This is a genomic window from Pseudomonas sp. SBT1-2, from assembly GCF_028640875.1.
In the GTDB taxonomy this organism is placed as follows: domain Bacteria; phylum Pseudomonadota; class Gammaproteobacteria; order Pseudomonadales; family Pseudomonadaceae; genus Aquipseudomonas; species Aquipseudomonas chlororaphis_I.
This window is the reverse complement of sequence record NZ_JAQZAA010000113.1, coordinates 25,903-49,743: the sequence shown is the minus strand read 5'-3', so window position 1 is coordinate 49,743 and position 23,841 is coordinate 25,903. Positions and strand designations below refer to the sequence as shown.

Annotated in this window: 23 protein-coding genes; 14 read left to right on the top strand and 9 right to left on the bottom strand. The window is 65.5% G+C overall.

Features of this window, described 5'->3' with window-relative positions; genetic code table 11:
- Positions 1 to 13: 13 nt before the first annotated feature.
- The 6 genes from nusB to nrdR form a co-directional block, all read right to left on the bottom strand.
- The gene (gene nusB, locus PVZ78_RS27590) at positions 14 to 514 is read right to left on the bottom strand and encodes a transcription antitermination factor NusB (protein WP_009051090.1); all 501 of its coding nucleotides are present in this window, start codon (positions 512 to 514) and stop codon (positions 14 to 16) included.
- Entirely contained in the window at positions 511 to 987 is a 477-nt protein-coding gene (gene ribH / locus PVZ78_RS27585; RefSeq protein ID WP_007924117.1) for a 6,7-dimethyl-8-ribityllumazine synthase, read from the bottom strand. The genes nusB and ribH overlap by 4 nt, the downstream gene beginning before the upstream one ends.
- Positions 988 to 1,078: 91 nt before the next feature.
- Complete coding sequence (gene ribBA / locus PVZ78_RS27580) at positions 1,079 to 2,170, bottom strand: bifunctional 3,4-dihydroxy-2-butanone-4-phosphate synthase/GTP cyclohydrolase II (protein ID WP_016702666.1); 1,092 nt, start codon at positions 2,168 to 2,170, stop codon at positions 1,079 to 1,081.
- Positions 2,171 to 2,201: 31 nt separating this feature from the next.
- Positions 2,202 to 2,864: a riboflavin synthase gene (locus PVZ78_RS27575; protein ID WP_009051091.1), complete on the bottom strand. Its 663-nt coding sequence runs from the start codon at positions 2,862 to 2,864 to the stop codon at positions 2,202 to 2,204.
- A gap of 46 nt (positions 2,865 to 2,910) precedes the next feature.
- Positions 2,911 to 4,044 (bottom strand): bifunctional diaminohydroxyphosphoribosylaminopyrimidine deaminase/5-amino-6-(5-phosphoribosylamino)uracil reductase RibD, encoded by a 1,134-nt coding sequence (gene ribD, locus PVZ78_RS27570; protein ID WP_038635553.1) that lies wholly within the window; start codon positions 4,042 to 4,044, stop codon positions 2,911 to 2,913.
- A complete protein-coding gene (gene nrdR, locus PVZ78_RS27565; RefSeq protein ID WP_007924133.1) occupies positions 4,041 to 4,505 on the bottom strand; it encodes a transcriptional regulator NrdR in 465 nt (154 codons plus the stop codon). The genes ribD and nrdR overlap by 4 nt, the downstream gene beginning before the upstream one ends.
- Before the next feature lie 129 nt (positions 4,506 to 4,634).
- Here nrdR and PVZ78_RS27560 point away from each other — a divergent pair, with 129 nt between their 5' ends.
- The 3 genes from PVZ78_RS27560 to trxA all read left to right on the top strand — a co-directional run bounded on the left by PVZ78_RS27560 (position 4,635) and on the right by trxA (position 6,796).
- Entirely contained in the window at positions 4,635 to 5,093 is a 459-nt protein-coding gene (locus tag PVZ78_RS27560; protein ID WP_038635556.1) for a lipoprotein, read from the top strand.
- Positions 5,090 to 5,746, top strand: coding sequence for a class I SAM-dependent methyltransferase (locus tag PVZ78_RS27555; protein ID WP_038635559.1), 657 nt, complete (start codon positions 5,090 to 5,092; stop codon positions 5,744 to 5,746). Before PVZ78_RS27560 ends, PVZ78_RS27555 begins: the two co-directional genes overlap by 4 nt.
- A gap of 177 nt (positions 5,747 to 5,923) precedes the next feature.
- Positions 5,924 to 6,796 (top strand): thioredoxin, encoded by an 873-nt coding sequence (gene trxA, locus PVZ78_RS27550; RefSeq protein WP_009051095.1) that lies wholly within the window; start codon positions 5,924 to 5,926, stop codon positions 6,794 to 6,796.
- Between the two features lie 50 nt (positions 6,797 to 6,846).
- On the opposite strand, the gene PVZ78_RS27545 is transcribed toward trxA, so the two are convergent.
- Positions 6,847 to 7,200 (bottom strand): hypothetical protein, encoded by a 354-nt coding sequence (locus PVZ78_RS27545; RefSeq protein ID WP_273829586.1) that lies wholly within the window; start codon positions 7,198 to 7,200, stop codon positions 6,847 to 6,849.
- A 134-nt stretch (positions 7,201 to 7,334) separates the two neighbouring features.
- Here PVZ78_RS27545 and PVZ78_RS27540 point away from each other — a divergent pair, with 134 nt between their 5' ends.
- From PVZ78_RS27540 to PVZ78_RS27520, 5 genes are all read left to right on the top strand, one after another.
- A complete protein-coding gene (locus PVZ78_RS27540; RefSeq protein WP_025807805.1) occupies positions 7,335 to 7,931 on the top strand; it encodes a DUF2796 domain-containing protein in 597 nt (198 codons plus the stop codon).
- A gap of 138 nt (positions 7,932 to 8,069) precedes the next feature.
- Positions 8,070 to 8,780: an ABC transporter ATP-binding protein gene (locus PVZ78_RS27535; RefSeq protein WP_273829585.1), complete on the top strand. Its 711-nt coding sequence runs from the start codon at positions 8,070 to 8,072 to the stop codon at positions 8,778 to 8,780.
- A gap of 1 nt (position 8,781) precedes the next feature.
- Positions 8,782 to 10,047, top strand: a complete 1,266-nt coding sequence (locus PVZ78_RS27530; protein ID WP_124309668.1) for an ABC transporter permease — start codon at positions 8,782 to 8,784, stop codon at positions 10,045 to 10,047.
- 41 nt (positions 10,048 to 10,088) lie between these two features.
- Positions 10,089 to 10,607, top strand: a complete 519-nt coding sequence (locus tag PVZ78_RS27525; RefSeq protein WP_041987488.1) for a DUF3299 domain-containing protein — start codon at positions 10,089 to 10,091, stop codon at positions 10,605 to 10,607.
- A gap of 237 nt (positions 10,608 to 10,844) precedes the next feature.
- The gene (locus PVZ78_RS27520) at positions 10,845 to 11,543 is read left to right on the top strand and encodes an OmpW/AlkL family protein (RefSeq protein WP_009051101.1); all 699 of its coding nucleotides are present in this window, start codon (positions 10,845 to 10,847) and stop codon (positions 11,541 to 11,543) included.
- Positions 11,544 to 11,602: 59 nt separating this feature from the next.
- On the opposite strand, the gene PVZ78_RS27515 is transcribed toward PVZ78_RS27520, so the two are convergent.
- Positions 11,603 to 12,532, bottom strand: a complete 930-nt coding sequence (locus PVZ78_RS27515; protein WP_103330769.1) for an NAD-dependent epimerase/dehydratase family protein — start codon at positions 12,530 to 12,532, stop codon at positions 11,603 to 11,605.
- On the bottom strand, positions 12,525 to 13,409 hold the full coding sequence (locus tag PVZ78_RS27510) for a sugar nucleotide-binding protein (protein ID WP_023969342.1): 885 nt from the start codon (positions 13,407 to 13,409) through the stop codon (positions 12,525 to 12,527). The genes PVZ78_RS27515 and PVZ78_RS27510 overlap by 8 nt, the downstream gene beginning before the upstream one ends.
- A 382-nt stretch (positions 13,410 to 13,791) precedes the next feature.
- Here PVZ78_RS27510 and PVZ78_RS27505 point away from each other — a divergent pair, with 382 nt between their 5' ends.
- From PVZ78_RS27505 to PVZ78_RS27480, 6 genes are all read left to right on the top strand, one after another.
- On the top strand, positions 13,792 to 18,108 hold the full coding sequence (locus PVZ78_RS27505) for a DEAD/DEAH box helicase (protein ID WP_273829584.1): 4,317 nt from the start codon (positions 13,792 to 13,794) through the stop codon (positions 18,106 to 18,108).
- Positions 18,109 to 18,292: 184 nt separating this feature from the next.
- On the top strand, positions 18,293 to 19,504 hold the full coding sequence (locus tag PVZ78_RS27500; protein ID WP_101283705.1) for an MFS transporter: 1,212 nt from the start codon (positions 18,293 to 18,295) through the stop codon (positions 19,502 to 19,504).
- Positions 19,505 to 19,784: 280 nt separating this feature from the next.
- Complete coding sequence (locus tag PVZ78_RS27495) at positions 19,785 to 20,711, top strand: DUF72 domain-containing protein (protein WP_273829583.1); 927 nt, start codon at positions 19,785 to 19,787, stop codon at positions 20,709 to 20,711.
- Positions 20,708 to 21,505: an endonuclease/exonuclease/phosphatase family protein gene (locus PVZ78_RS27490; RefSeq protein WP_016702652.1), complete on the top strand. Its 798-nt coding sequence runs from the start codon at positions 20,708 to 20,710 to the stop codon at positions 21,503 to 21,505. The genes PVZ78_RS27495 and PVZ78_RS27490 overlap by 4 nt, the downstream gene beginning before the upstream one ends.
- Complete coding sequence (clsB, locus tag PVZ78_RS27485; protein WP_016702651.1) at positions 21,502 to 22,803, top strand: cardiolipin synthase ClsB; 1,302 nt, start codon at positions 21,502 to 21,504, stop codon at positions 22,801 to 22,803. The genes PVZ78_RS27490 and clsB overlap by 4 nt, the downstream gene beginning before the upstream one ends.
- Positions 22,790 to 23,785, top strand: coding sequence for a lysylphosphatidylglycerol synthase domain-containing protein (locus tag PVZ78_RS27480; RefSeq protein WP_273829582.1), 996 nt, complete (start codon positions 22,790 to 22,792; stop codon positions 23,783 to 23,785). The genes clsB and PVZ78_RS27480 overlap by 14 nt, the downstream gene beginning before the upstream one ends.
- The last annotated feature ends 56 nt before the right edge of the window (positions 23,786 to 23,841 follow it).

The window sequence follows — 23,841 nt, the reverse complement described above, 5'->3', positions numbered from 1 at the left end:
CTGCAAGCGCGGATCAGCGCTTGAATGCCTTCACTTCAGCTTCACGCAGACGCGGGGCCAGCTTGTCGAGTACGCCGTTGACGAACTTGTGGCCGTCGGTGGAACCGAAGACCTTGGCCAGTTCGATACCTTCGTTGATCACAACGCGGTACGGCACGTCGACGCGCTTGAGCAGTTCCCAGGTGGACAGGCGCAGGACTGCCAGTTCGACCGGGTCCAGCTCTTCGATGGTGAGGTCCAGGCAAGGGGCGAGAGCGTTGTCGATCTCGTTCTTGTTGGCCGGAACGCCGTGCAGGATCTCACGGAAGTAGGCACCGTCGATGTCGGTGAAATCGTTGTCGACCCGGAACTGCGCTTCGATCTCGTTCAGCGAGTGCTTGGCCATGTGCCATTGGTACAGCGCCTGGGTCGCGAGCTGACGGGCTTCGCGACGCTTGGCGCTCTTGGATGGCTTGCCAGCGTCCGCAGGTTTCGGATCGCGCGGGTTGAAACGATCGCTTTCGTCGCTAATCACTTGGCCTCCAACTGCGCCAGCAGGCTGACCATTTCCAGAGCGGACAAGGCAGCTTCAGCACCTTTGTTGCCGGCCTTGGTGCCGGAACGTTCGATGGCTTGCTCGATCGAGTCGACGGTCAGCACGCCGAAGGCGACCGGTACGCCGAACTCCATGGACACCTGGGCCAGGCCCTTGGTGCATTCGCCCGCCACGTATTCGAAGTGCGGAGTGCCGCCACGAATGACCGCGCCCAGGGCGATGATCGCCGCGAACTCGCCCTTCTGCGCGACTTTCTGCGCAACCAGCGGAATCTCGAAGGCGCCAGGGGCACGGATCACGGTGATGTCGCTTTCGCTCACGCCGTGACGGACCAGGGCGTCAACGGCGCCGCTGACCAGGCTTTCGACGACGAAGCTGTTGAAACGGCCGACCACCAGGGCATAGCGGCCTTTGGGGGCGATGAAGGTACCTTCGATGGTCTTCAGGGTCATTCGACAAATCTCTTAAAGAGCCGGAGCGCGTTCACTACGCGCTCACTAGTGATATTTGAACCGCGAATTTCAAGCCCGCAACAACCGGCTTTTATTCGGAGGGCACGTATTCTACAACTTCCAGGTCGAAACCGGATATCGCATTAAATTTCATCGGCGCACTCATCAGGCGCATTTTACGTACGCCCAGGTCGCGCAGGATCTGCGAACCGGCACCGACGATGCTGTAGGTGGTCGGTTTTTTCGCAGGCGCGTGCTCGGCCGTTTCGCGGATATGCGCCAGCAGCACGTCGCCGTCCAGCGGGTGGCCCAGCAACAGCACCACGCCGCTGCCGGCCTCGGCCACCGTGGCCATCGCGGCCCGCAGGCTCCAGCGGCCAGGCTGCTTGACCATCAGCAGGTCGCGCAGCGGGTCCATGTTGTGCACGCGAACCAGGGTCGGCTCTTCCGCGCAGATGTTGCCCAGGGTCAGCGCCATGTGCACGTCGCCTTCCACCGAATCACGGTAGGTCACCAGGTTGAACTGGCCCAATTCGCTGTCCAGCGGCTGCTCGGCAATCCGCTGAACGGTACGTTCGTGGATCATCCGGTAGTGAATCAGGTCGGCGATGGTGCCGATCTTGATGTTGTGTTCGGCGGCGAAGGCTTCCAGCTCGGCGCGACGGGACATGGTGCCGTCGTCGTTCATCACTTCGCAGATCACCCCGCTCGGCTCGAAACCGGCCATGCGCGCCAGGTCGCAGGCGGCTTCGGTGTGGCCGGCACGGGCCAGGGTGCCACCCGGCTGGGCCATCAGCGGGAAGATATGGCCCGGGCTGACGATATCTTCGGCCTTGGCGTCCTTGGCGGCAGCCGCCTGCACCGTGCGCGCACGGTCGGCGGCGGAGATGCCGGTGGTCACGCCGGTGGTGGCCTCGATGGACACGGTGAACTTGGTGCCGAACCCGGAACCGTTGCGCGGCGCCATCAAAGGCAGCTTGAGCAGCTCGCAACGCTCGCGGCTCATCGGCATGCAGATCAGGCCGCGGGCGTGCTTGGCCATGAAGTTGATGTGCTCGGCCTTGCAGCACTCGGCGGCCATGATCAGGTCGCCTTCGTTCTCGCGGTCTTCGTCATCCATGAGGATGACCATCTTGCCTTGGCGGATGTCTTCAACCAGTTCTTCGATGCTGTTGAGCGCCACGCGGCACCCCCCTTCTTTCAAAATTTGAGGTTCAGGATTTGAGGTAGCCGTTAGCGGCCAGAAAACTTTCGGTAATGCCGCCGCTCGAAGGCTCCGCGGCCTTGTCGCCCAGCAGCAGGCGCTCCAGGTAACGCGCCAGCAGGTCGACCTCGAGGTTGACCTGACGGCCCGGCCGGTAGTCGGCCATGATGGTTTCGGCCAGCGTGTGCGGGACGATGGTCAGCTCGAACTCGGCGCCATTGACCGCGTTGACCGTCAGGCTGGTGCCGTCGACGGTGATCGAGCCTTTGTGGGCGATGTACTTGGCCAGGTCCTTGGGCGCGCGGATGCGGAACTGGATGGCGCGGGCATTTTCTTCCCGGGCCACCACCTCGCCGACACCGTCGACGTGGCCGCTGACCAGGTGACCACCGAGGCGGGTGGTCGGAGTCAGGGCCTTTTCCAGGTTGACCCGGCTGCCGGCCTTCAATTGATGGAAAGCGGTGCAATCCAGGGTCTCGCGGCTGACGTCGGCCCAGAAGCCGTCGCCCGGCAGTTCCACCGCCGTCAGGCAGACGCCGTTCACCGCGATGCTGTCGCCCAGCTTCACGTCGCCCAGGTCGAGCTTGCCGGTTTCCACATACACCCGCACATCGCCGCCTTTGGGGCTCAATGCGCGGATGCTGCCGATGGATTCGATGATGCCTGTAAACATGGAGTCCTCCTCGAGAACAGGGTCGCCGCGTGGCGAAGGCCCGAAATTATACGCTCGCTGCTGGCAGAGGAATGGCAATGACTCGCCAGTCATCGCCTACGGCGCGCATTTCAATGATTTTCAGCTGCGGCGCCTCGCGCATCTGCGTCAGCGGCCAGTCGAGCAGCGGTCGCGCCGAGGAACCTAGGAACTTGCCGGCGACAAAGATCTGGTACTCGTCCACCAAGCCTTGCTGGGCAAATGCGCCCGCCAGGCGCGGGCCGGCTTCCACCAGCACCTCGTTGACGCCACGGGCGGCCAGCTCGCTCAGCAGCCGACGCAGGTCCACCTGGCCATCGACACCCGGCACGATCAGGCATTCCGGACCATTGGCGTACTGTTCCTCCACCGCGGCGCAGGTAGCGACCAGCGCCGGCCCCGCCTTGAAGAAGGGCGCATCGAGCGGTACTCGCAGGCGGCCGTCGATCAATACGCGCAAGGGTGGACGGCTCATGGCCAGGGCGGTCTGCTCCGCATCCAGCCCCAGTTCCTCGGCACGCACGGTCAGTCGGGCGTTGTCCGCCAGCACCGTGTCGGCACCGGTCAACACCACGCTGGCCTCGGCCCGCAGGCGCTGCACCGCGGAACGCGCGGCGGGGCCGGTGATCCACTGGCTTTCGCCGCTGGCCATGGCGGTGCGCCCGTCCAGGCTCATGGCCAGCTTGACCCGCACGAACGGCAAGCCGTGTTCCATACGCTTGAGGAAACCCCGGTTGAGCGCCCGCGCTTCCTGCTCCATCACCCCACTGTGGGTGGCGATGCCAGCCTGGGCCAGGCGCTGCAGGCCACGGCCGGCGACTTCCGGATTGGGGTCCTGCATCGCCGCCACGACCCGCGCCACGCCGGCATCCACCAGGGCATCGGCGCACGGCGGCGTACGGCCGTGATGGCTGCAGGGTTCGAGGGTCACGTAAGCAGTGGCGCCGCGGGCGTTGGCACCGGCGGCGCGCAAGGCATGGACTTCGGCATGGGGCTCGCCGGCCCGCACATGCCAGCCTTCGCCGACGACCTGGCCGTCGCGCACGATCACACAACCGACCCGCGGATTGGGGTGAGTGCTGAAGCGGCCCTTTGCGGCCAGCTCCAGGGCTCGCGCCATGTAGTGGGCGTCAAGCACCGCCTGTTCGCCGGAGATGTTCATTCTTTGCCTGGCTCGCGGGCGAGACGGTCGATCTCTTCGCGGAATTCGTTGAGATCCTGGAAGCGCCGGTAGACCGAGGCGAAGCGGATATAGGCCACTTCATCGAGCTTTTGCAGCTCGGCCATCACCAGTTCGCCGACGACCAGGGATTTGACCTCGCGTTCACCGGTGGCGCGCAGCTTGTGCTTGATATGCACCAGCGCGGCTTCCAGGCGCTCGACGCTGACCGGACGTTTTTCCAGGGCACGCTGCATGCCAGCGCGGAGTTTTTCTTCGTCGAAGGGCTGACGGCTGCCGTCAGTCTTGATCAGGCGCGGCAACACCAGTTCGGCGGTTTCGAAAGTGGTGAAACGTTCACCGCAGGCCAGGCATTCACGCCGGCGGCGCACCTGTTCGCCTTCGGCGACCAGACGCGAGTCGATGACCTTGGTGTCGTTGGCACCGCAGAAGGGACAGTGCATGGTGGCAGGCAACAAAAAAAGGGAGGGCCATGGTAGCGCATCCCACTGGCAAGACAAGCCATAGCCTTTACGGTATACAGACCGACTATTATGTTTTGCACATGGAATTTCGCCTTGTTGGAGCTTCGCATGCCACTACGACCGCTCGTTCTGCTCAGCCTTTTCAGCCTGCTGGTGGCTTGCAGCAGCGACGCCCCGAAACCGGCCGCCTCCACCGTGCCGCCCCAGCAGAGTGTGAAAAAAGCCCGTGAATCCACCGACCTCGGCCCGCTGCCGGCCTACCAGCGTGAACTGAGCGGGACCCTACAGGGCGTACCGAGCGGTGCCGAAGTGGAACTGGCGCTGCTGGTGATCGACGAGCGCGGCCGGCCGCAACGTTTGCTGGCCAGCAGCAACCTGATCGGCAACAACAAGATCCTGCCGTTTCGCCTGCGCTTCAACCCCGATGTCTTCCCGGTGGGCGCCCGCGTCGAACTGCGCGGCCGCGCCAGCCAGTCCGGCCAGTTGATCCTGCACCTGCCGGCGCAACTCATCACCCAGCCGACCACCCAGGCCGTGGGCCAGCTGCAATTCGTCAAAGCACCATGACCCCACCGCTCGACCTGCAACGCGCCCTGAGCGAACTGCTGGGCGATGCCCAACTGGTGGCCTGCGAACTGCCGGAAACCGAGCTGAAGCTGTGGTTGATCGATGCCGACAACATGGACCGCGCCTTCACCCCGGAAGAAACCCGGCGAATTCTCCATGAACCGCCGTACTGGAGTTTCTGCTGGGCCAGCGGCCTGGCCCTGGCGCGCTACCTGGCCGAGCGGCCGCAGTGGGTGCAAGGCAAGCGGGTACTGGATTTCGGCGCCGGCTCCGGCGTGGCCGGCATCGCGGCGCTGAAGGCCGGCGCGCTGGAAGTGGTGGCCTGCGATCTCGACCCGCTGGCCATTGCCGCCTGCCGGGCGAATGCCGCGCTCAATGGGGTTGAACTGGGTTACTCCACGGACTTCTTCGCGGAAGCCGACCGCTTCGACCTGATCCTGGTGGCCGACGTGCTCTATGACCGTGCCAACCTGCCGCTGCTGGATGAATTCCTCAGCCGCGGACGCCAGGCGCTGGTGGCGGACTCCCGGGTCAAGGACTTCCAGCATCCGCTGTACCGACGCCTGGAAATGCTCCACGCCCTGACCCTGCCGGATCTGGCCGAGCCCTGGGAGTTTCGCGAGGTGAGCCTGTATCACGCGCAGCGTGATTGATAGAGGACGGGCCACGTTGTGGCCTATCGCGGGCAAGCCTCGCTCCTACAAAAGAAACGCCGCCTGTAGGAACGAGGCTTGCCCGCGAAACAATCTAGCGGTCACCCCATGCCCCGCTTTCAGCCGCCCCCCGCCAAGCCTTATAGTGGTTCCATTCACGTTTTTTCGAGATCCCCCATGAGTCAGGACACGCCGTACATTTTCGACGCCAGCACCGCCGACTTCGACCAGTCGGTGATCGAGAACTCGTTCCACAAGCCGGTATTGGTGGATTTCTGGGCCGAATGGTGCGCGCCCTGCAAGGCGCTGATGCCGATGCTGCAACAGATCGCCGAGAGCTATCAGGGCGCGCTGCTGCTGGCCAAGGTCAACTGCGATATCGAGCAGGACATCGTCGCCCGCTTCGGCATTCGCAGCCTGCCGACCGTGGTGCTGTTCAAGGACGGCCAGCCGGTGGACGGCTTTGCCGGGGCGCAACCGGAGTCCGCGGTGCGTACCATGCTCGAACCCCATGTGCAGATGCCGCCGCCCAAGGCCGCCGACCCACTGGAACTGGCTGAAGCGCTGTTCGCCGAAGGCCGCATCGCCGAGGCCGAAGCCACGCTGAAAGTGCTGCTGGGCGAAGACAACAGCAACGCCAAGGCACTGATCCTCTATGCCCGCTGCCTGGCCGAACGCGGTGAACTGGGCGAAGCCCAGACCGTGCTCGACGCGGTTACCGGTGATGAGCACAAGGCCGCGCTGGCCGGGGCCAAGGCGCAGATCACCTTCCTCAAGCAGGCCGCCGACCTGCCGGACAGCGCCGACCTGAAAAGCCGCCTGGCGCAGAACCCGCAGGATGATGAAGCGGTGTATCAGCTGGCCATCCAGCAACTGGCGCGCCAGCAGTACGACGCGGCGCTGGATGCGCTGCTCAAGCTGTTTATCCGCAACCGCGGCTACAACGAGGGCCTGCCGCACAAGACCTTGCTGCAGGTGTTCGAGCTGCTGGGCAACGATCACCCGCTGGTGACCACCTACCGCCGCAAGCTGTTTGCCGCGCTGTACTGATTCATAACTGGTAGCCGCGCCGGTTTATCGCAAGCCGGCTCAGCCCTCGCCTACTCGATCCAGCTGTAGAGCGGCGTATCGCCGCCGCTCACTACCTTGACCTGTGCGCTATGACGCAGGCGCACCAGCAGGCGCTTGCCCGCCGCGGCGCTGCCGGTCAGGCCTTCCAATTGCTCCAGCAGGTCCGGGCCACTCAATTGCCCGGCCTTGCGCAGCAAGTCCCTGCCGATCTGCCACAGCGCGTCGTCCTGGCTCGCCGGCTTGGCCACGGGCGCACCGCTTTCGGCTTTGGCCGCCTGCAACGGCGCCCCCAGCCGGGCACTCAACTGATCCCAGTCGGCCTCGTCCAGTTCCAGGGTCAAATCCACCGGCCATTCGCCGATGCTTCCACGAATCCGCACCATCGCCCTGCTCCCGATCTTTTCTGACGAGCATGCTCCCATGCGTCTTGCGCAACGCCAAGCAGGCGGTCAAACTCTCGCCACTCTTGTTATAAGATTACATAACATTTTTTTCATGTTCGCTCCGGAGACTTGCCATGCGTCGTCTGCTGCTCGCCCTGCCGTTCGCCCTATTGCCCCTGGCCATCGCTCACGCGGCCGAAAAACACGATCACGACCATGAGCACGGCAGCCTCGGCGCTCACGAGCATGGCGTGGCCCGCCTGAACGCCGCGCTGGACGGCCAGACCCTGGAGCTGGAACTGGAAAGCCCGGCGATGAACCTGGTGGGTTTCGAACACGCCGCCAGCACCGACGCGGACAAGGCCAAGGTCGCCGCCGTACGGGCCCAGCTGGAAAAACCGCTGGCACTGTTCAGCCTGCCGCCCGCCGCCGGTTGCGTGGTGGCGCAACAGGAACTGGAAAGCCCGCTGTTCGGCGACAAGCCCGAGGATCACGACGAAGACCATGACGAAGCGAAGGACGCCAACGGCCACGAGCATCACCACGAACACAGCGAGATCCATGCGCACTACCAGTTCACCTGTGCCACGCCGGGCGCGCTGAAGAGCCTGGACCTGGCCGGCGTGTTCAAGACCTTCCCCGCTACCCAGAAAATTCAGGTACAACTCATCTCGCCAAGTGGCCAGCAAGGCGTGGAAGCGACCTCCAAGGCCGCCAGCCTGAAGTTCTGACCGCGACTCCTGTAACCGCTGCCACAGGCTGCGATCGAGCCCGAAGGGGTCGTTGCTCTTGAGGCCCCCGGAAGGTTCTGCGGACCTTATCGCAGCCTGCGGCAGCGGCTACAAAACTCACACCATGATCGGCCCAACATGACCCAAGCACTTATCCAATTGTCCGACCTGGGCTTCAGCTGGCCCGGCCATCCGCAGTTGCTGGATATCCCGGCGTTTCGCCTGGAAGCGGGTGAAACGCTGTTCCTCAAGGGCCCCAGCGGCAGCGGCAAGACCACCCTGCTCGGCCTGCTCGGCGGCGTGCAGAAACCCGATTGCGGCAGCATCCGCCTGCTGGGCCAGGAGCTGACCGAACTCTCGGCCGGCGCCCGCGACCGCTTCCGGGTCGATCACACCGGCTACATCTTCCAGCAGTTCAACCTGCTGCCGTTTCTGTCGGTGCGCGAGAACGTCGAGCTGCCCTGCCACTTCTCCAAATTGCGCGCCGGCCGCGCCGTGCAGCGCCACGGCAGTGTCGACCAGGCAGCGGCCAACCTGCTCGCCCACCTGGGGTTGAAAGACCCCGACCTGCTCGAACGCCGCGCCGACTCGCTGTCCATCGGCCAGCAACAACGGGTCGCCGCCGCCCGCGCACTGATCGGCCAACCGGAACTGGTGATCGCCGACGAGCCGACCTCGGCGCTTGACTACGACGCCCGCGAAGCCTTTATCCGCCTGTTGTTCGCCGAATGCCGCGAGGCCGGGGCCAGCCTGTTGTTCGTCAGCCACGACCAGAGCCTGGCGCCGCTGTTCGATCGCAACCTGTCGCTGGCCGAACTCAATCGCGCCGCCACGCCCGCAGAGGTCTGAGATGTATCTGTTCCGTCTAGCCATGGCCAGCCTGGCTAACCGCCGCTTCACCGCGATCCTCACCGCCTTCGCCATCGCCCTGTCGGTCTGCCTGCTGCTGGCGGTCGAGCGGGTGCGCACCGAAGCCCGCGCCAGTTTCGCCAGCACCATCAGCGGCACCGACCTGATCGTCGGCGCCCGCTCCGGTTCGGTGAACCTGCTGCTGTATTCGGTGTTCCGCATCGGCAACGCCACCAACAACATTCGCTGGGACAGCTTCAAGCATTTCGCCAATAGCCCAAAAGTGAAATGGGCAATCCCGATTTCCCTCGGCGATTCCCATCGCGGCTACCGGGTGATGGGCACCACCGAGGCCTACTTCGAGCATTACCAGTACGGCCACCAGCAGAACCTGCAACTGGCCAGCGGCCGCGAGTTCGCCAGCGATCCGTTCGAAGTGGTGCTCGGCGCCGAAGTCGCCGAGGCCCTGCATTACAAGCTCGGCGACAAGCTGGTGCTGGCCCACGGCGTGGCGGCCATCAGCCTGGTCAAGCACGACGACAAACCCTTCACCGTGGTCGGCATCCTCAAGCGCACCGGCACCCCTGTGGACCGCACGCTGCACATCAGCCTCGGCGGCATGGAAGCGATCCACATCGACTGGCACAACGGCGTGCCGGCCCAGGGCAACGGCCGCATCAGCGCCGACCAGGCACGCAACATGGACCTGACGCCGCAAGCGATCACCGCCTTCATGCTCGGCCTGAACAGCAAGATCGCCACCTTCGCCGTGCAGCGCGAGATCAACGAATACCGCGGCGAACCGATGCTGGCGATCCTGCCCGGGGTCGCCCTGCAAGAGCTGTGGAGCCTGATGGGCACCGCGGAAAAAGCCTTGTTCGTGGTGTCGTTGTTCGTGGTACTGACCGGCCTGATCGGCATGCTCACGGCGATCCTCACCAGCCTCAACGAACGCCGCCGGGAGATGGCGATCCTGCGTTCGGTCGGCGCCCGCCCCTGGCATATCGCGACCTTGCTGGTGCTGGAAGCCTTCGCCCTGGCGCTGTTCGGCGTGCTCGCCGGGCTCGGCCTGCTGTACCTCGGCATCGCCCTGGCCCAGGGTTATGTGCAGTCGACCTACGGCCTGTACCTGCCGCTGGCCTGGCCGAGCGAGTATGAGTGGACGCTGCTCGGCGGTATCCTGATCGCCGCCCTGCTGATGGGCAGCGTGCCGGCCTGGCGCGCCTACCGACAATCGCTGGCCGATGGCCTGTCCATCCGTTTATGAGGTCTCTAGTCATGAGGTCTCTAGTCATGAGGAGCTCCGGCATGCCCCGTGCCCTGCTTGCGCTGTTGATGCTGGTCGCCCTGCCACTGTGGGCCGCCGAACCGCGGGACCTGGCCTGGTCGGAAATGATCCCGCCGGACGCCCCGGCGGAAGTACCGAACATGAAGCCGTTGCACGACCTGTCGCAGATGAGCGACGCCCTGGCCGCCGAGTCCGCCCCGGCGGCCAAGCAGGAGATGCCCAACGCCCCGGTGGTGCAGAGCCTGGACGGCCTGTCGGTGCGCCTGCCCGGCTACATAGTACCGCTGGAAGTCAGTGAGGAAGGCCGCACCACGGAGTTTCTGCTGGTGCCGTATTTCGGCGCCTGTATCCACGTACCGCCACCACCCTCGAACCAGATCGTGCACGTGAAAAGCGAGGTCGGCGTGAAGCTCGACGAGCTGTATCAGCCGTACTGGATCGAGGGGCCGATGCAGGTCAAGGCGTCCACCAGCGACATCGCCGACGCGGGTTACCAGATGGAAGCGCAGAAGATCTACGTGTACGAATTGCAGGAGTGAAACCACCGGTTCTGCAGTGCCGTACATGACCTCATCGCGAGCAAGCTCGCTCCTACAGGGAACTGCATTGTTCATGTAGGAGCGAGCTTGCTCGCGATCGATTCCAAAGCGCCCGGAGCGCCCCCCGAGCGCCTCGCTCCCACGCTGATCCGGTTTTCATTGAGCTGAGTCAAAGCCTGTTCCTTGACGATCCTTACCATTGGACCTAGCCAACTCGAATCGTCCTTTGGAGCTCCCATGCACAAGTCCCTGCTCAGCGCCTCCCTGTTCGCGCTCGCACTCGCCGCCCCGCTCGCCCACGCCCACGAAGCGGGCGACATCATCGTTCGCGCCGGTGCCATCACCGTCAATCCGAAAGCCGACAGCGGCGACGTCAAGGTCGACCGCGGTCCGTTGGCCGGTGCCAACCTCGGCGGCAAGGCGACCATGAGCAGCGACACCCAGCTGGGCCTGAACTTCGCCTACATGCTGACCAACAACATCGGCATCGAACTGCTCGCGGCCACGCCGTTCGAGCATGACGTGAAGCTCAAGGGTACCGCGCTGGACGCCGCCAACGGCAAGCTCGGTACCCTCAAGCACCTGCCACCGACCCTGAGCGTCGTGTACTACCCGCTGGACCACAAGGCCGCTTTCCAGCCTTACGTGGGTGCCGGTATCAACTACACCTGGATCTATGACGAACACGTCGGCAGCCGCGCCAGCGCCGCCGGTTTCGACAACTTCCGGGCGAAGAACTCCTGGGGCCTGGCCTGGCAGGTCGGTGCCGACTACATGCTGACCGACAACGTGATGATCAACGCCCAGGTGCGTTACGTGGACATCGACACCACCGCCTACGTGAACAACAACGCGGTCGCCGGCGGCACCCGGGCCAAGGTCGACGTGGACGTCGATCCATGGGTCTACATGGTCGGCCTGGGCTACAAGTTCTAAATCGGCCAGATAAAAAAAGGCGCCTGCAAAGGCGCCTTTTTTCATCGCTGGGGGAAAGCTCAGAGGCCCAGCAAACGTGCCAGCCCGACGCTCATCGGGGTCGGCTCGGGGAACTTGAAGCGCTGCAACAGACGCTGGTTGTTCGCCCGCGAATGGCGAATATCCCCCGAACGCGCCGGGCCGTAGCTGATCGGTGGCAACTGCCCCACCACCTCGCCCAGGGCCTCGAGCAATTGCTTGAGGGTGGTGGCCTGGTTCAGGCCGATATTCACCGCGCCGACTTCCAGCTGCGGCATTTCCAGGGACTGCACCAGCACGTCCACCAGGTCTTCGACATACATGAAATCACGGGTCTGCTCGCCATCGCCGAATACGGTGATCGGCAGGCCTTTCTGCGCGCGCTCGCAAAAGATGCTGATGACCCCGGAGTACGGCGAGGACGGATCCTGGCGTGGCCCGAAGATGTTGAAGAAGCGGAAGATCGCCGGTTCCAGGCCATGCTGGCGGCGATAGAAATCAAGGTAGTACTCGCTGGCCAGCTTGTCCGACGCATAGGGCGTCAGTGGCGCCTTGGGCGTGTCTTCGTCGATCGATTCGCCCTCGCCATTGTTGCCATAGACCGCCGCGCTGGAAGCAAACAGCACGCGCTTGACGCCGGCCTGGCGCATGGCTTCGCAGACGTTGAGGGTGCCGATGAAGTTGCTCTGGTGGGTACGCACCGGGTCGTCCACCGAGGCCTGTACCGAAGCGACCGCCGCCAGGTGCGCGACCGCACGGCAGCCGCTCATCGCCCGTGCCACCAGGGCCGAATCGGCGACGTCGCCTTCGATCAGTTCGACCCGCGGGTTGTCCAGCGGCAGGTTGCTGGGTTTACCAGTGGACAGATCGTCGAGGATCCGCACCGAGTAACCCTTGGCGAGCAAAGCGTCGGTCAGGTGCGAACCGATGAAACCGGCACCGCCGGTGATCAGAATTGGGCCATCAGCCATGACGATAAAACCTATCCAGTAGAGCCGGGAGCGCCGCGCGCCAGGCGCGTGGCTTGATCCCGAAGGTGTGCAGGATTTTCTTGCAGGCCAGCACCGCGTGCTGCGGCTCTTCGGCGGCGTCCGGCCGGGCAGCGTGGGCCTGGGCGGTCGGCGCCTCGATAGCCAGCGGATGCAGGCTGCGGGCCTCGGTGAGGATCGCCTGGCCCAGCGCCAGCGGCGTGGTCGCTTCATGGCCGGCGTAGTGGTAGGTGCCCCACAGCGGCGCGGCGCAATCGAGTTGCTTGAGCACGGAAATGATCACCCGGGCAGCATCGTCCACTGGCGTCGGGTTGCCGCGGCGGTCGTCGGCCAGCAGCAGCTCTTCGGGCTGCTCGGCGCGCGCCAGGAAACGCCCCAGGGTGCCTTCGGCGCTGTCGTCCAGCAGCCAGCCGAAACGCAGCAGCACATGCTGCGGGCAGGTGGCGCGCACATTCTGCTCGATCCGCCACAAGGCCTGGCCACGCAGACCCAGCGGTACCGGTTCGTCCTTTTCGCTGTAGGCGGTGGCCCGCGAACCGTCGAACACGCGGTAGCTGGAAGGCTGCAGAAGAATGATGTTGTGATGCTGGCACAGCTCGGAAAGCCGCTCGACCGCCCGTTCCTGGCTGGCCAGGCGTGCCTCGGGGACACTCTCCGCCTGGAACCAGTCGAAGTAGTACGCAAGGTTGATCAAGGCATCCGGACGGGTGTCGTCGAGCAGTTGCGTCAGGCTCGCGGCATCCCAGCCGTCTTGCGGCGGACGGGGGGCAAGGAAACCGATGTCTTCCTCTGCACCGAGGCGAATCAGCGCCTGCCCAAGGGCATTTCCGCCGCCCAGTAACATAAGGCGCATTCGCATAGAGTCAGCAGGCCCAATCTGTTCGGAACGATGGTTTGAGTCGGCCAGACCCGCGGGTTTGGCCATGAATATTGCTCAGAATCGTTGCATTTTGCGGGTTTCCGGCGCAACCGTCACTGAGAAAGTGTAGCGCCGTCGGTCATACCGCCCCTCTGTAGCCGCTGCCGAGCCCCGCGAGGCTGCGATCGGCAACGCAGTTGCCGCAAACCCTGAGTCCGCGATCTGTCTGGAAAATCGCATTGGCTGGTTTTACGACCGCTACGTCGGAATGCCACCCAGCTCGATCGCAGCCTGCGGCAGCGGCTACAGAGCACGTGGTGTCCGTGTAGCCACTGACGAGGCAGGCTTGCAACTTCGCCCCGGCGGTCGCATAACGTTGTGCATGAACCTTCCCCAGATCCCCACCGACGCCCTGCCGGGTTTCCACCCCGCGGTCAGCGCCTGGTTCAACAGCTGCTTCCCGGCGGCGACCGCCGCCCAGGCCCGGGCCTGGCCGCTGATCCGCCAGCGCCGCTCGACCCTGATTGCCGCGCCCACCGGCTCGGGCAAGACCCTGACCGCCTTCCTCGCGGTGATCGACGAGCTGGTGCATCGTGGCCTGGAAAATGGTGGCACGCTGCCGGAGCAGACCCTGGTGGTGTACGTCTCGCCGCTCAAGGCCCTGAGCAACGATATCCAGATCAACCTGCAAGACCCGCTGGCCGGGATTACCCAACAGCTCGAACGCATGGGCCTGCCGCAGTTGCGCATCAGCACCGCGGTGCGCACCGGCGACACCCCGCAAAAAGACCGCAGCGCCATGCGCAAGAGCGCGCCGCATATCCTGGTGACCACCCCCGAATCGCTGTATGTGCTGCTGGGCTCGGCCTCTGGCCGGCAGATGCTGGCCAGCACGCGCACGGTAATAGTCGACGAGATCCACGCCATCGCCGCCAGTAAGCGCGGCAGCCACCTGGCGTTGAGCCTGGAGCGCCTGCAAGCGCTGTGCGGCGAACCACTGACGCGCATCGGCTTGTCGGCCACGCAGAAGCCCATCGAAGCGGTGTCGCGTTTCCTGGTCGGTCATGAACGCCCCTGCGAGATCGTCGACATCGGCCACGCCCGGCCCCGGGACCTGGCCATCGAAGTGCCGCCCGTGCCGCTGTCGGCGGTCATGGCCAACGACGTCTGGGAGCTGGTCTACGAACGCATCGCCGAGCTGGCGCGGGAACACCGCACCACCCTGGTGTTCGTCAACACCCGGCGCCTGGCCGAACGCCTGAGCCGTCACCTGAGCGAGCGCCTGGGCAAGGACGCGGTGGCCGCCCACCACGGCAGCCTGGCCAAGGAGTTTCGCCTGGACGCCGAACAACGCCTCAAGCGCGGCGATTTGCAGGTGCTGATCGCCACCGCCTCGCTGGAGCTGGGCATCGATATCGGCGATGTCGATCTGGTGTGCCAGGTCGGCTCGCCGCGCTCGATCTCGGCGTTCCTGCAAAGGGTCGGGCGCTCCGGGCACCAGGTCGGCGGCACGCCCAAGGGCCGCCTGTTCGCCCTGACCCGCGACGACCTGATCGAATGCGCCGCCCTGCTCGACTGCGTGCACCGCGGCGAGCTCGACACCCTGCAGATCCCCAGGGCGCCGCTGGATGTGCTGGCGCAGCAGATCGTCGCCGAAGTCAGCAACCAGGAATGGCAGGAACAGCCGCTGCTGGCAATGATCCGCCGCGCCTCGCCCTATAGCGACCTCGACGAAGGGCATTTCCAGGCGCTGCTGCGCATGCTCGCCGAGGGCTACAACGGGCGCCAGGGCATTCGCAGCGCCTACCTGCATCGCGACGCCGTCAACCGTAGCCTGCGCGGCCGCCGGGGCAGCCAACTGACGGCGGTGACCAGTGGCGGCACCATCCCCGACAACGCCGACTACGCCGTGTTGCTGGAGCCCGAGGCGCTGAATATCGGCAGCGTCAACGAAGACTTCGCGGTGGAAAGCATCGCCGGCGATGTGTTTCAGCTGGGCAACACCTCGTACCGTATCCTGCGGGTGGAAACCGGCCGGGTGCGGGTCGAGGACGCCCATGGCCAGCCGCCGACCATTCCGTTCTGGCTTGGCGAAGCCCCCGGGCGCAGCGCCGAACTGTCGTTTGCCGTGGCGCGCCTGCTGGCCCGGCTCGACGCACTGCTCGGCGCCACGCCCGGCCAGTTGCAGCCGGCCCTCGACTGGCTGGGCGACAGCCTTGGCCTGGACGCCGCCAGCGCCGAACAACTGGTCGACTACCTGGCCCGCGCACGCCAGAGCCTGGGCGCGCTGCCGTCCCAGGACACGCTGATCATGGAGCGCTTTTTCGATGAGTCCGGCGGCACCCAACTGATCATCCACACGCCGTTCGGCAGCCGGATCAATCGCGCCTGGGGCCTGGCGCTGCGCAAGCGCTTCTGCCGCACCTTCAACTTCGAACTGCAGGCCGCCGCCAGCGAAGACGCCATCGTGCTGTCGCTGTCCACCAGCCACAGTTTCGAGCTCGACGAAGTCTGGCGTTACCTGCACAGCAACGGCGCCGAACACATCCTGGTCCAGGCGGTGCTGGACGCGCCGCTGTTCGGCGTGCGCTGGCGCTGGAATGCCGGGGTGGCCCTGGCGCTGCCGCGCTTTGTCGGCGGGCGCAAGGTGGCGCCGCAGATCCAGCGGATGAAAAGCGAAGACCTGATCGCCAGCGTGTTTCCCGACCAAATCGCTTGCCTGGAAAACCTCGCCGGCGAACGGCAGATTCCCGATCACCCGCTGGTGGAGCAGACCCTGGACGACTGCCTGCACGAAGCCATGGACAGCGAGGGCTGGCTGAAGCTGTTGCGGCGCATGGAACGCGGCGAGTTGCGCCTGATCAGCCGTGACCTGCCGGCGCCCTCGCCCCTGGCCGCGGAAATTCTCAGCGCCCGGCCTTACACCTTCCTCGACGATGCGCCTTTGGAAGAGCGGCGGACCCAGGCCGTGCTCAGCCGCCGCTGGAGCGACCCCGAATCCAGCGACGACCTTGGCGCCCTGGATACCGAGGCCATCCAGTCGGTGCGCGAGGAAGCCTGGCCCACCCCCGGCAACCCGGATGAAATGCATGAAGCGCTGATAAGCCTGGCCTGCATCGGCGAGCACGAGACCCAAGCCAACCCGCAGTGGACCGCTTGGCTGCAAGCCCTGGCGGACAGCGGCCGCGCCAGCCGGTTGCAGATCGACGACAAGCAGGCCCTGTGGCTGGCCGTCGAGCGCCTGGGTTGCCTGCGGGCGATTTATCCACAGGCGCCGCTGCAACCGGTCCTCGAGGCTCTGCCCGGCTTCGATGAGCAATGGCAGCGCGATGAAGCGCTGCTGGAGGTGATTCGAGCCCGGCTCAGCGGCTTCGGCCCCTTGCCGCTGGAAGCCATCGCCGCGCCCCTGGGCCTGAGCGCCGGCGAGGTCGCCCAGGTCCTGGCGCAACTGGAAGGTGAAGGTTATGTGCTGCGCGGCCGCTTCAGCCCCGGCGAGACTCGGGAGGAGTGGTGCGAACGGCATCTGCTGGCGCGGATTCATCGCTACACCGTCAAACGCCTGCGCCGGGAGATCGAACCGGTATCGCTGCAGGACTTGATGCGCTTTCTGTTCGACTGGCAGCACCTGTCCAGCTCCACCCAGGGCCAGGGCAGCGCCATGCTGGCGCAGACGGTCGCCCAGTTCGAGGGCTATGCCGCCGCGGCCGGTGCCTGGGACAGCGACCTGCTGCCGGCGCGGATCAAGGATTACTCCGCCACCTGGCTGGATGAGCTGTGCCGCGACGGCAAGGTGGTCTGGAGCCGCCTCAGCGCCCCGCACAAAGCCGCTGGTGCAACCTTGCGCAACACGCCGATCGTGTTGCTGCCCCGCAGCCAGGTCGCGCTGTGGAGCGGTTTGGGCGCGCAACCCGACAGCAGCGAGCTGTCGCCCAAGGCACAGAAGGTCCATGAAGCCTTGAGCCAGCACGGCGCCTTGTTCTTCGATGAGTTACAGCACGAAGCCCATGTCCTGCGCACCGAACTGGAGATCGCCCTGCAGGAACTGGTGGCCGCCGGGCTGGTAAATGCCGACAGTTTTGCCGGCCTGCGCGCCTTGATCACCCCGGCCAGCAAGCGCCAGGCCCGCAGCAGCCGACGCGGGCGCGGAGCGCTGGTCGGCGGCATGGACGATGCGGGGCGTTGGGCCCTGCTACGGCGCCCGTCGCAGGTGCTGGAGGGCGTCGGCAGCCATGCGCAGGCACTCCCACCGGACACCCTGGAACACATCGCCATGACCCTGTTGCGACGTTATGGCGTGGTGTTCTGGCGCCTGCTGGAGCGCGAGGCCGACTGGCTGCCGAGCTGGCGCGAACTGCTGCGCACTTTCCATCGGCTGGAGGCCCGCGGCGAAATCCGTGGCGGGCGTTTTGTCAGCGGCCTGGCCGGCGAGCAGTTCGCCCTGCCCGAGGCCATCGCCCTGTTGCGCGAAGTTCGCCGGCGCCCGCTGGATGGCGGCCTGACCGCGGTGTGTGGCGTCGACCCGCTGAACCTCGCCGGCACCCTGCTGCCCGGGCCGAAGGTTCCGGCCCTGGCCGGCAACCGGCTGGTGTACCGCGACGGCCTGCCCGCGGCCGCCGAGATCGCCGGCAAACAGCATTTCTGGCTGGACCTCGAGCCGCAGGCCAGCCTTGAACTGCGGACCCGGTTGATTCGCCACTGACGTTGGGCCACGGACGGCCTGGGGCATCGCGTCGGTTTTATCGCGAGCAAGCTTCGCTCCTACAGAAGCCTGACCATTCGATATTTGCTCGCAGGTCAAATATCAAATACCGAAACCGCTATTTTTCCGCACGAGTCGAATCCGGACACTGCGCTCCATTATCGAATCCACCGGAGTTGCAGCCATGCCCATTGCCTTGCTCGCGCTGACCCTCAGCGCCTTCGCCATCGGGACGACCGAGTTCGTCATCGTTGGCCTGTTACCCACCATCGGCGCCGACCTCGGCGTCAGCCTGCCGTCCGCCGGGCTGCTGGTCAGCCTGTACGCCCTGGGCGTCGCTGTCGGCGCGCCGGTGCTCACCGCGCTGACCGGCAAGGTCCCGCGCAAGTTGTTGCTGCTGTCGCTGATGGTGCTGTTCACCCTCGGCAACCTGCTGGCCTGGCAAGCGCCCAGCTATGAATCCCTGGTCCTGGCGCGCATCGTCACCGGCTTGGCCCATGGCGTGTTCTTCTCCATCGGCTCGACCATCGCCACCAGCCTGGTGCCCAAGGAGAAAGCCGCCAGCGCGATTGCCATCATGTTCACCGGCCTGACCGTGGCCCTGGTCACCGGTGTGCCGCTGGGGACCTTTATCGGCCAGCATTTCGGCTGGCGCGAAACCTTCCTCGCCGTGTCGGCGCTGGGTGTGATCGCCTTTATCGGCAGCCTGATCTACGTGCCGAAAAACATCGCCCACAGCAAACCGGCGTCCTTGCTGCAACAACTGCAAGTGCTGAAACAACCGCGCCTGCTGCTGGTGTACGCCATGACCGCGGTGGGCTACGGCGGCTCGTTCATCGCCTTCACCTTCCTCGCGCCGATTCTCCAGGACATTTCCGGCTTCAGCGCCAGCACCGTCAGCCTGGTGCTGCTGGTCTACGGGATCTCGGTCGCCGTCGGCAACATCTGGGGCGGCAAGCTGGCGGACAAGCGCGGCCCGATCAGCGCCCTGAAGATCATCTTCGCCCTGCTGGCCGGCGTGCTGTTGCTGCTCACCTTCACCGCCGGCAACCCGTGGCTGGCACTGGCCACCGTGCTGGTGTGGGGCGCCGTGGCCTTCGGCAACGTACCGGGCCTGCAGGTCTACGTGGTGCGCCAGGCCGAACACCACACCCCGCAGGCGGTGGACGTGGCCTCGGGCCTGAACATCGCCGCCTTCAACCTCGGCATCGCCGGCGGCGCCTGGGGTGGCGGCCTGATCGTCGCCCACCTGGGGCTGATCCACACCGCCTGGATCGGTGGCCTGGTGGTGCTGGGCGCCCTGGCCCTGACCGCCTGGAGCGGGCGCCTGGATCGCCTCGGCCCGGTGTACGCCGAGCCGGCCGAGGGTTCGAGCCGGGTGGTGGTCGGGCACTGAGCCCGCCAGCAGGCCCCAAGCAGAAAAACGCAGCCCTGGCCGGCTAGTGCCGATCAGTTAAGGACGATAGTGGCGCCACTGTAGGAGCGAGCTTGCTCGCGATGGACCTGAGAGCGCCGCGTTCATCCACTCAACACGCGTTATCGTTAACGCCCATCGCGAGCAAGCTCGCTCCTACAAAGGTGGAAAGTGCCGTCCGTAGGAAGGTCGAAACTTTCCCGCCAGCCGGGCAGTCATCAAAAGACAGAGGCGGTTCGAAGACCCTGAGACGGGAGCGGACATGGCGGCGATTCATATCGGTATTTCCGGCTGGCGCTACAAGCCCTGGCGTGGAGACTTCTACCCCGAGGGGCTGACGCACAAGCGCGAGCTGCAATTCGCTTCGCGCGCAGTCAACAGCATCGAAATCAACGGTTCGTTCTACGCGCTGCAGACCCCCGAGCGTTATGCCGACTGGTATGCCGATACCCCCAGGGGCTTCGTGTTCAGCGTCAAGGCACCGCGCTACATCACCCATATCCTGCGGCTGCGGGACGTGCACAAGCCGATCGCCAACTTCTTCGCCTCGGGCGTGCTGGAGCTCAAGGACAAGCTCGGGCCGATCCTCAGGCAGTTTCCACCGAGTTTTCAGTTCGACGCCGAGCTGTTCGGCGCCTTTCTTCAGCAATTGCCCGCCGATACCGAACAGGCCGCCGCCCTCGCCCGCCAGCACGAACCACGCCTGAACGGCCACGCCAGCACCAAGGCCTACGGCAAAAAAGCCATGCGCCATGCCGTGGAAATCCGCCATGCAAGCTTTGCCGTACCCGAATTCCCCCACCTGCTGCGCCAGCACGGTGTGGCGCTGGTGGTAGCCGACACCGCCGGCAAATGGCCCTGTTGCGAGGACCTGACCGGCGATTTCGTCTATCTGCGGCTGCATGGCGACAAGGAGTTGTATGCCAGCGGCTATACGCCCCAGGCCCTGAAGCGCTGGGGCGACCGGATCGAGGCCTGGCACAACGGCAAACAACCCGCCGATGCCCGGCTGATCGACGCCCGGCATCCCCCCAGGGCGCGCAAGAGCCGGGAGGTGTTCTGCTATTTCGACAATGACCTCAAGGTCCGCGCGCCCTTCGATGCCCGCCGGTTGCTGCAGCGCTTCGGGCTCGACAAGGCGCTGGCGACGACGCCCGGCGAGCCGGCCCCGCCCGGGGTGCTGCCATGAGCCATGACGAGTCGGCCAACAGCCCGATACCACCCGCGATCGGGCTTGCCGCCGCGCGCCGCTTCACGGTGCTGACGGTGAACACCCACAAGGGCTTCACCGCCCTGAACCGGCGCTTCATCCTGCCCGAGCTGCGCGAGGCGGTGCGCAGCGTGGAGGCGGATGTGGTGTTCCTGCAAGAGGTGCACGGCGCCCACGACCAGCACCCGCAGCGCTACAACAACTGGCCGAGCATGCCGCAATACGAGTTCCTCGCCGACAGCATCTGGCCGCAGTTCGCCTATGGGCGCAATGCGGTGTACCCGGCTGGCGACCACGGCAATGCACTGCTGTCGAAATTCCAGATCATTCGCTACGACAACCTCGACATCTCCCTGTCCGGGCACGAGAGCCGCGGCCTGCTGCATTGCGTGCTGCGCCTGCCCGGCGATGCCCTGGAAGTGCATGCCATTTGCGTGCACCTGGGGTTGCGCGAAAGCCATCGCCAGCAACAGCTGGATCTGCTGCTGCAGTTGATCGCCGAGCTACCCGTCGATGCGCCCTTGATCGTCGCCGGCGACTTCAACGACTGGCGGCTGCGCGCCGATGCACGGCTCGCCCCCAGTGGCTTGCGGGAGGCCTTTGTCAGCCTGCACGGCAAACCGGCGCGCAGCTTCCCCGCGCGCCTGCCGCTGCTGCGGCTGGACCGGATCTACGTGCGTCATCTGAAGGTCCACCGGCCCCAGGTACTGGACACCCATCCCTGGTCCCATCTCTCCGATCACGCGCCGCTGTCGGTCGAGGTCGAGCTATGAACGACATGCCCCTGGAAAAAACCACGGTGGACAGCCTGCCCGATGCCGGGCTGGCCCACGAGCCGCCACGGATGGACCTCGAATATGGCTGGCACAGCAACAACCGGGTGGTGCTGCTGGAAAATGGCGAAGCCTATTTCCCCCGGGTGTTCGAAGTGCTGCGCCAGGCGCAGAGCGAGATCCTGCTGGAGACCTTCATTCTCTTCGAGGACAAGGTCGGCCATGAGCTGCACCGCATCCTGATCGAGGCCGCACAGCGTGGCGTACGGGTCACTGTCAGCCTGGACGGCTTCGGTTGCGGCGAACTGAGCACCGAGTTCCTTGCCGCCATGAGCAACGCCGGGGTGCGCTTGCAGATATTCGACCCGGCGCAGCCGATTTTCGGGGTGCGCACCAACTGGTTCCGCCGCCTGCATCGCAAGATAGTGGTGGTCGACGGCGCCATCGCCTTTGTCGGCGGGATCAACTTCTCCGCCGATCACCTGGCCGATTTCGGCCCCCAGGCCAAACAGGATTACTCGGTAGAGATCCAGGGGCCGGCGGTGGTGGACATCCACCATTTCGCCCTGCTGCAAGGCGACCGCCCGGCCCGCGCCCGCTACTGGTGGCAACGCCGCCGGCAGCGCCGCGCGCAGCTGGCCCTGACCGACCATGACGGCCAGGTACGCCTGGTCTATCGCGACAACCGCCTGCACCGCAGCGATATCGAAGAGGTCTACCGCCTGGTGCTGCGCGGGGCCCGGCAGCGGGTGGTAATCGCCAATGCCTACTTCTTCCCCGGCTATCGGCTGCTGCGCGAGATCCGCAACGCCGCGCGCCGTGGCGTCGAGGTACGGCTGATCCTGCAGGGCGAGCCGGACATGCTGGTGGCCAGGCTGGCGGCACGCATGCTCTATGACTACCTGCTCAAGGATGGCGTGACCATCTACGAATATTGCGAGCGGCCGCTGCACGGCAAGGTGGCGCTGGTGGACGACGACTGGAGCACCGTGGGCTCGAGCAATCTCGACCCGCTGAGCCTGTCGCTGAACCTGGAAGCCAATGTGCTGATCCGCGACCGGGCCTTCAATCACGACCTGTTCGAGCGCCTCGACCGGCTCAGCCGCGACCACTGCCAGGCCATGCCAGCCAAGGGTTCCGGCCGCGGCCGCCTGTGGCGCCTGACCGTGGGCTTCCTGGTGTTTCACATCCTGCGTCACTTTCCGGCCTGGGCCGGCTGGCTGCCCGCCCACAAGCCGCTATTGAAGCCCTTCGGCCAGGCCGCCCCCCAGCGGGAGTCGCCCCATGAGCCGCACTGACGCCCATGGCTCGACGCCCGCCGCGTCGCATGCCCGGTCGCACTGGCAACGCCTGAAGAAACCGCTGACCATCGCCTTCTTCCTGCTGCTGATCGTGCTGTTCACCCTGCTGGCCCGGCGCATCGACTGGAGCGAAGTGCTCAGCACCCTGGCCGACTTCAAGGTACGCACCCTGGTCATCGCCGCGAGCCTGACCCTGGCCAGCTTCCTGGTCTACGCCTGCTTCGACCTGATCGGGCGCACCTACATCCGGCAGAACCTCGGCTGGCGGCAGATCCTGCCGGTGGGGTTCATCAGCTATGCCTTCAACCTCAACCTCAGCGCCTGGGTCGGCGGGATCGCCATGCGCTACCGGCTGTACTCCAGGCTCGGGGTGAGCACCGGCAACATCGCCAAGATCCTCGGCCTGAGCCTGGCCACCAACTGGTTCGGCTACATGGCCCTGGCCGGCACGGTGTTCGCCAGTGGCCTGATGAAGTTGCCGCCCGGCTGGCAGCTCAGCAACGGCGCGTTACAGGGGGTGGGCGTCCTGCTGCTGGTGCTGGGCGTGGGCTACCTGGCGGCCAGTCGGTTTTCCCGGCGGCGCGAGTGGTCGATACGCGGGGTCGAGATCAACCTGCCCTCGTTGCACATGGCCCTGTTGCAACTGGCCCTGGGCGCGCTCAACTGGTCGCTGATGGCAGCGGTGATCTTTACCCTGCTGCCCAGCAAGCTCGATTACCCGGTGGTGCTCGGGGTGCTGCTGATCAGCAGTATCGCCGGGGTCATCACCCATATTCCGGCGGGGCTCGGGGTGTTGGAGGCGGTGTTCATCGCCCTGCTGCAACATGAGGTGTCCCGCGGCAGCCTGCTGGCCGGGTTGATCGCCTACCGGGCGATCTACTTCATCCTGCCGCTGCTGATCGCGCTGCTGATGTACCTGCTGGTAGAGGCCAGGGCCAAGGCGTTGCGCGTGGAGAAAAAGCCGCGCAAAGGCGGCTGACGCTGTCGCGACAAACGCGCGCGTTCCTCTCCGGGAGCGAGCTTGCGCTCCCCATT

Bases quoted from the DNA above. Each gene is read 5' to 3' on its own strand.
- ribH (WP_007924117.1), bottom strand. From the start codon at position 987: ATGACCCTGAAGACCATCGAAGGTACCTTCATCGCCCCCAAAGGCCGC.
- PVZ78_RS27575 (WP_009051091.1), bottom strand. From the start codon at position 2,864: ATGTTTACAGGCATCATCGAATCCATCGGCAGCATCCGCGCATTGAGC.
- ribD (WP_038635553.1), bottom strand. From the start codon at position 4,044: ATGAACATCTCCGGCGAACAGGCGGTGCTTGACGCCCACTACATGGCG.
- nrdR (WP_007924133.1), bottom strand. From the start codon at position 4,505: ATGCACTGTCCCTTCTGCGGTGCCAACGACACCAAGGTCATCGACTCG.
- PVZ78_RS27560 (WP_038635556.1), top strand. From the start codon at position 4,635: ATGCCACTACGACCGCTCGTTCTGCTCAGCCTTTTCAGCCTGCTGGTG.
- PVZ78_RS27555 (WP_038635559.1), top strand. From the start codon at position 5,090: ATGACCCCACCGCTCGACCTGCAACGCGCCCTGAGCGAACTGCTGGGC.
- trxA (WP_009051095.1), top strand. From the start codon at position 5,924: ATGAGTCAGGACACGCCGTACATTTTCGACGCCAGCACCGCCGACTTC.
- PVZ78_RS27545 (WP_273829586.1), bottom strand. From the start codon at position 7,200: ATGGTGCGGATTCGTGGAAGCATCGGCGAATGGCCGGTGGATTTGACC.
- PVZ78_RS27540 (WP_025807805.1), top strand. From the start codon at position 7,335: ATGCGTCGTCTGCTGCTCGCCCTGCCGTTCGCCCTATTGCCCCTGGCC.
- PVZ78_RS27535 (WP_273829585.1), top strand. From the start codon at position 8,070: ATGACCCAAGCACTTATCCAATTGTCCGACCTGGGCTTCAGCTGGCCC.
- PVZ78_RS27530 (WP_124309668.1), top strand. From the start codon at position 8,782: ATGTATCTGTTCCGTCTAGCCATGGCCAGCCTGGCTAACCGCCGCTTC.
- PVZ78_RS27525 (WP_041987488.1), top strand. From the start codon at position 10,089: ATGCCCCGTGCCCTGCTTGCGCTGTTGATGCTGGTCGCCCTGCCACTG.
- PVZ78_RS27520 (WP_009051101.1), top strand. From the start codon at position 10,845: ATGCACAAGTCCCTGCTCAGCGCCTCCCTGTTCGCGCTCGCACTCGCC.
- PVZ78_RS27515 (WP_103330769.1), bottom strand. From the start codon at position 12,532: ATGGCTGATGGCCCAATTCTGATCACCGGCGGTGCCGGTTTCATCGGT.
- PVZ78_RS27510 (WP_023969342.1), bottom strand. From the start codon at position 13,409: ATGCGAATGCGCCTTATGTTACTGGGCGGCGGAAATGCCCTTGGGCAG.
- PVZ78_RS27505 (WP_273829584.1), top strand. From the start codon at position 13,792: ATGAACCTTCCCCAGATCCCCACCGACGCCCTGCCGGGTTTCCACCCC.
- PVZ78_RS27500 (WP_101283705.1), top strand. From the start codon at position 18,293: ATGCCCATTGCCTTGCTCGCGCTGACCCTCAGCGCCTTCGCCATCGGG.
- PVZ78_RS27495 (WP_273829583.1), top strand. From the start codon at position 19,785: ATGGCGGCGATTCATATCGGTATTTCCGGCTGGCGCTACAAGCCCTGG.
- PVZ78_RS27490 (WP_016702652.1), top strand. From the start codon at position 20,708: ATGAGCCATGACGAGTCGGCCAACAGCCCGATACCACCCGCGATCGGG.
- clsB (WP_016702651.1), top strand. From the start codon at position 21,502: ATGAACGACATGCCCCTGGAAAAAACCACGGTGGACAGCCTGCCCGAT.
- PVZ78_RS27480 (WP_273829582.1), top strand. From the start codon at position 22,790: ATGAGCCGCACTGACGCCCATGGCTCGACGCCCGCCGCGTCGCATGCC.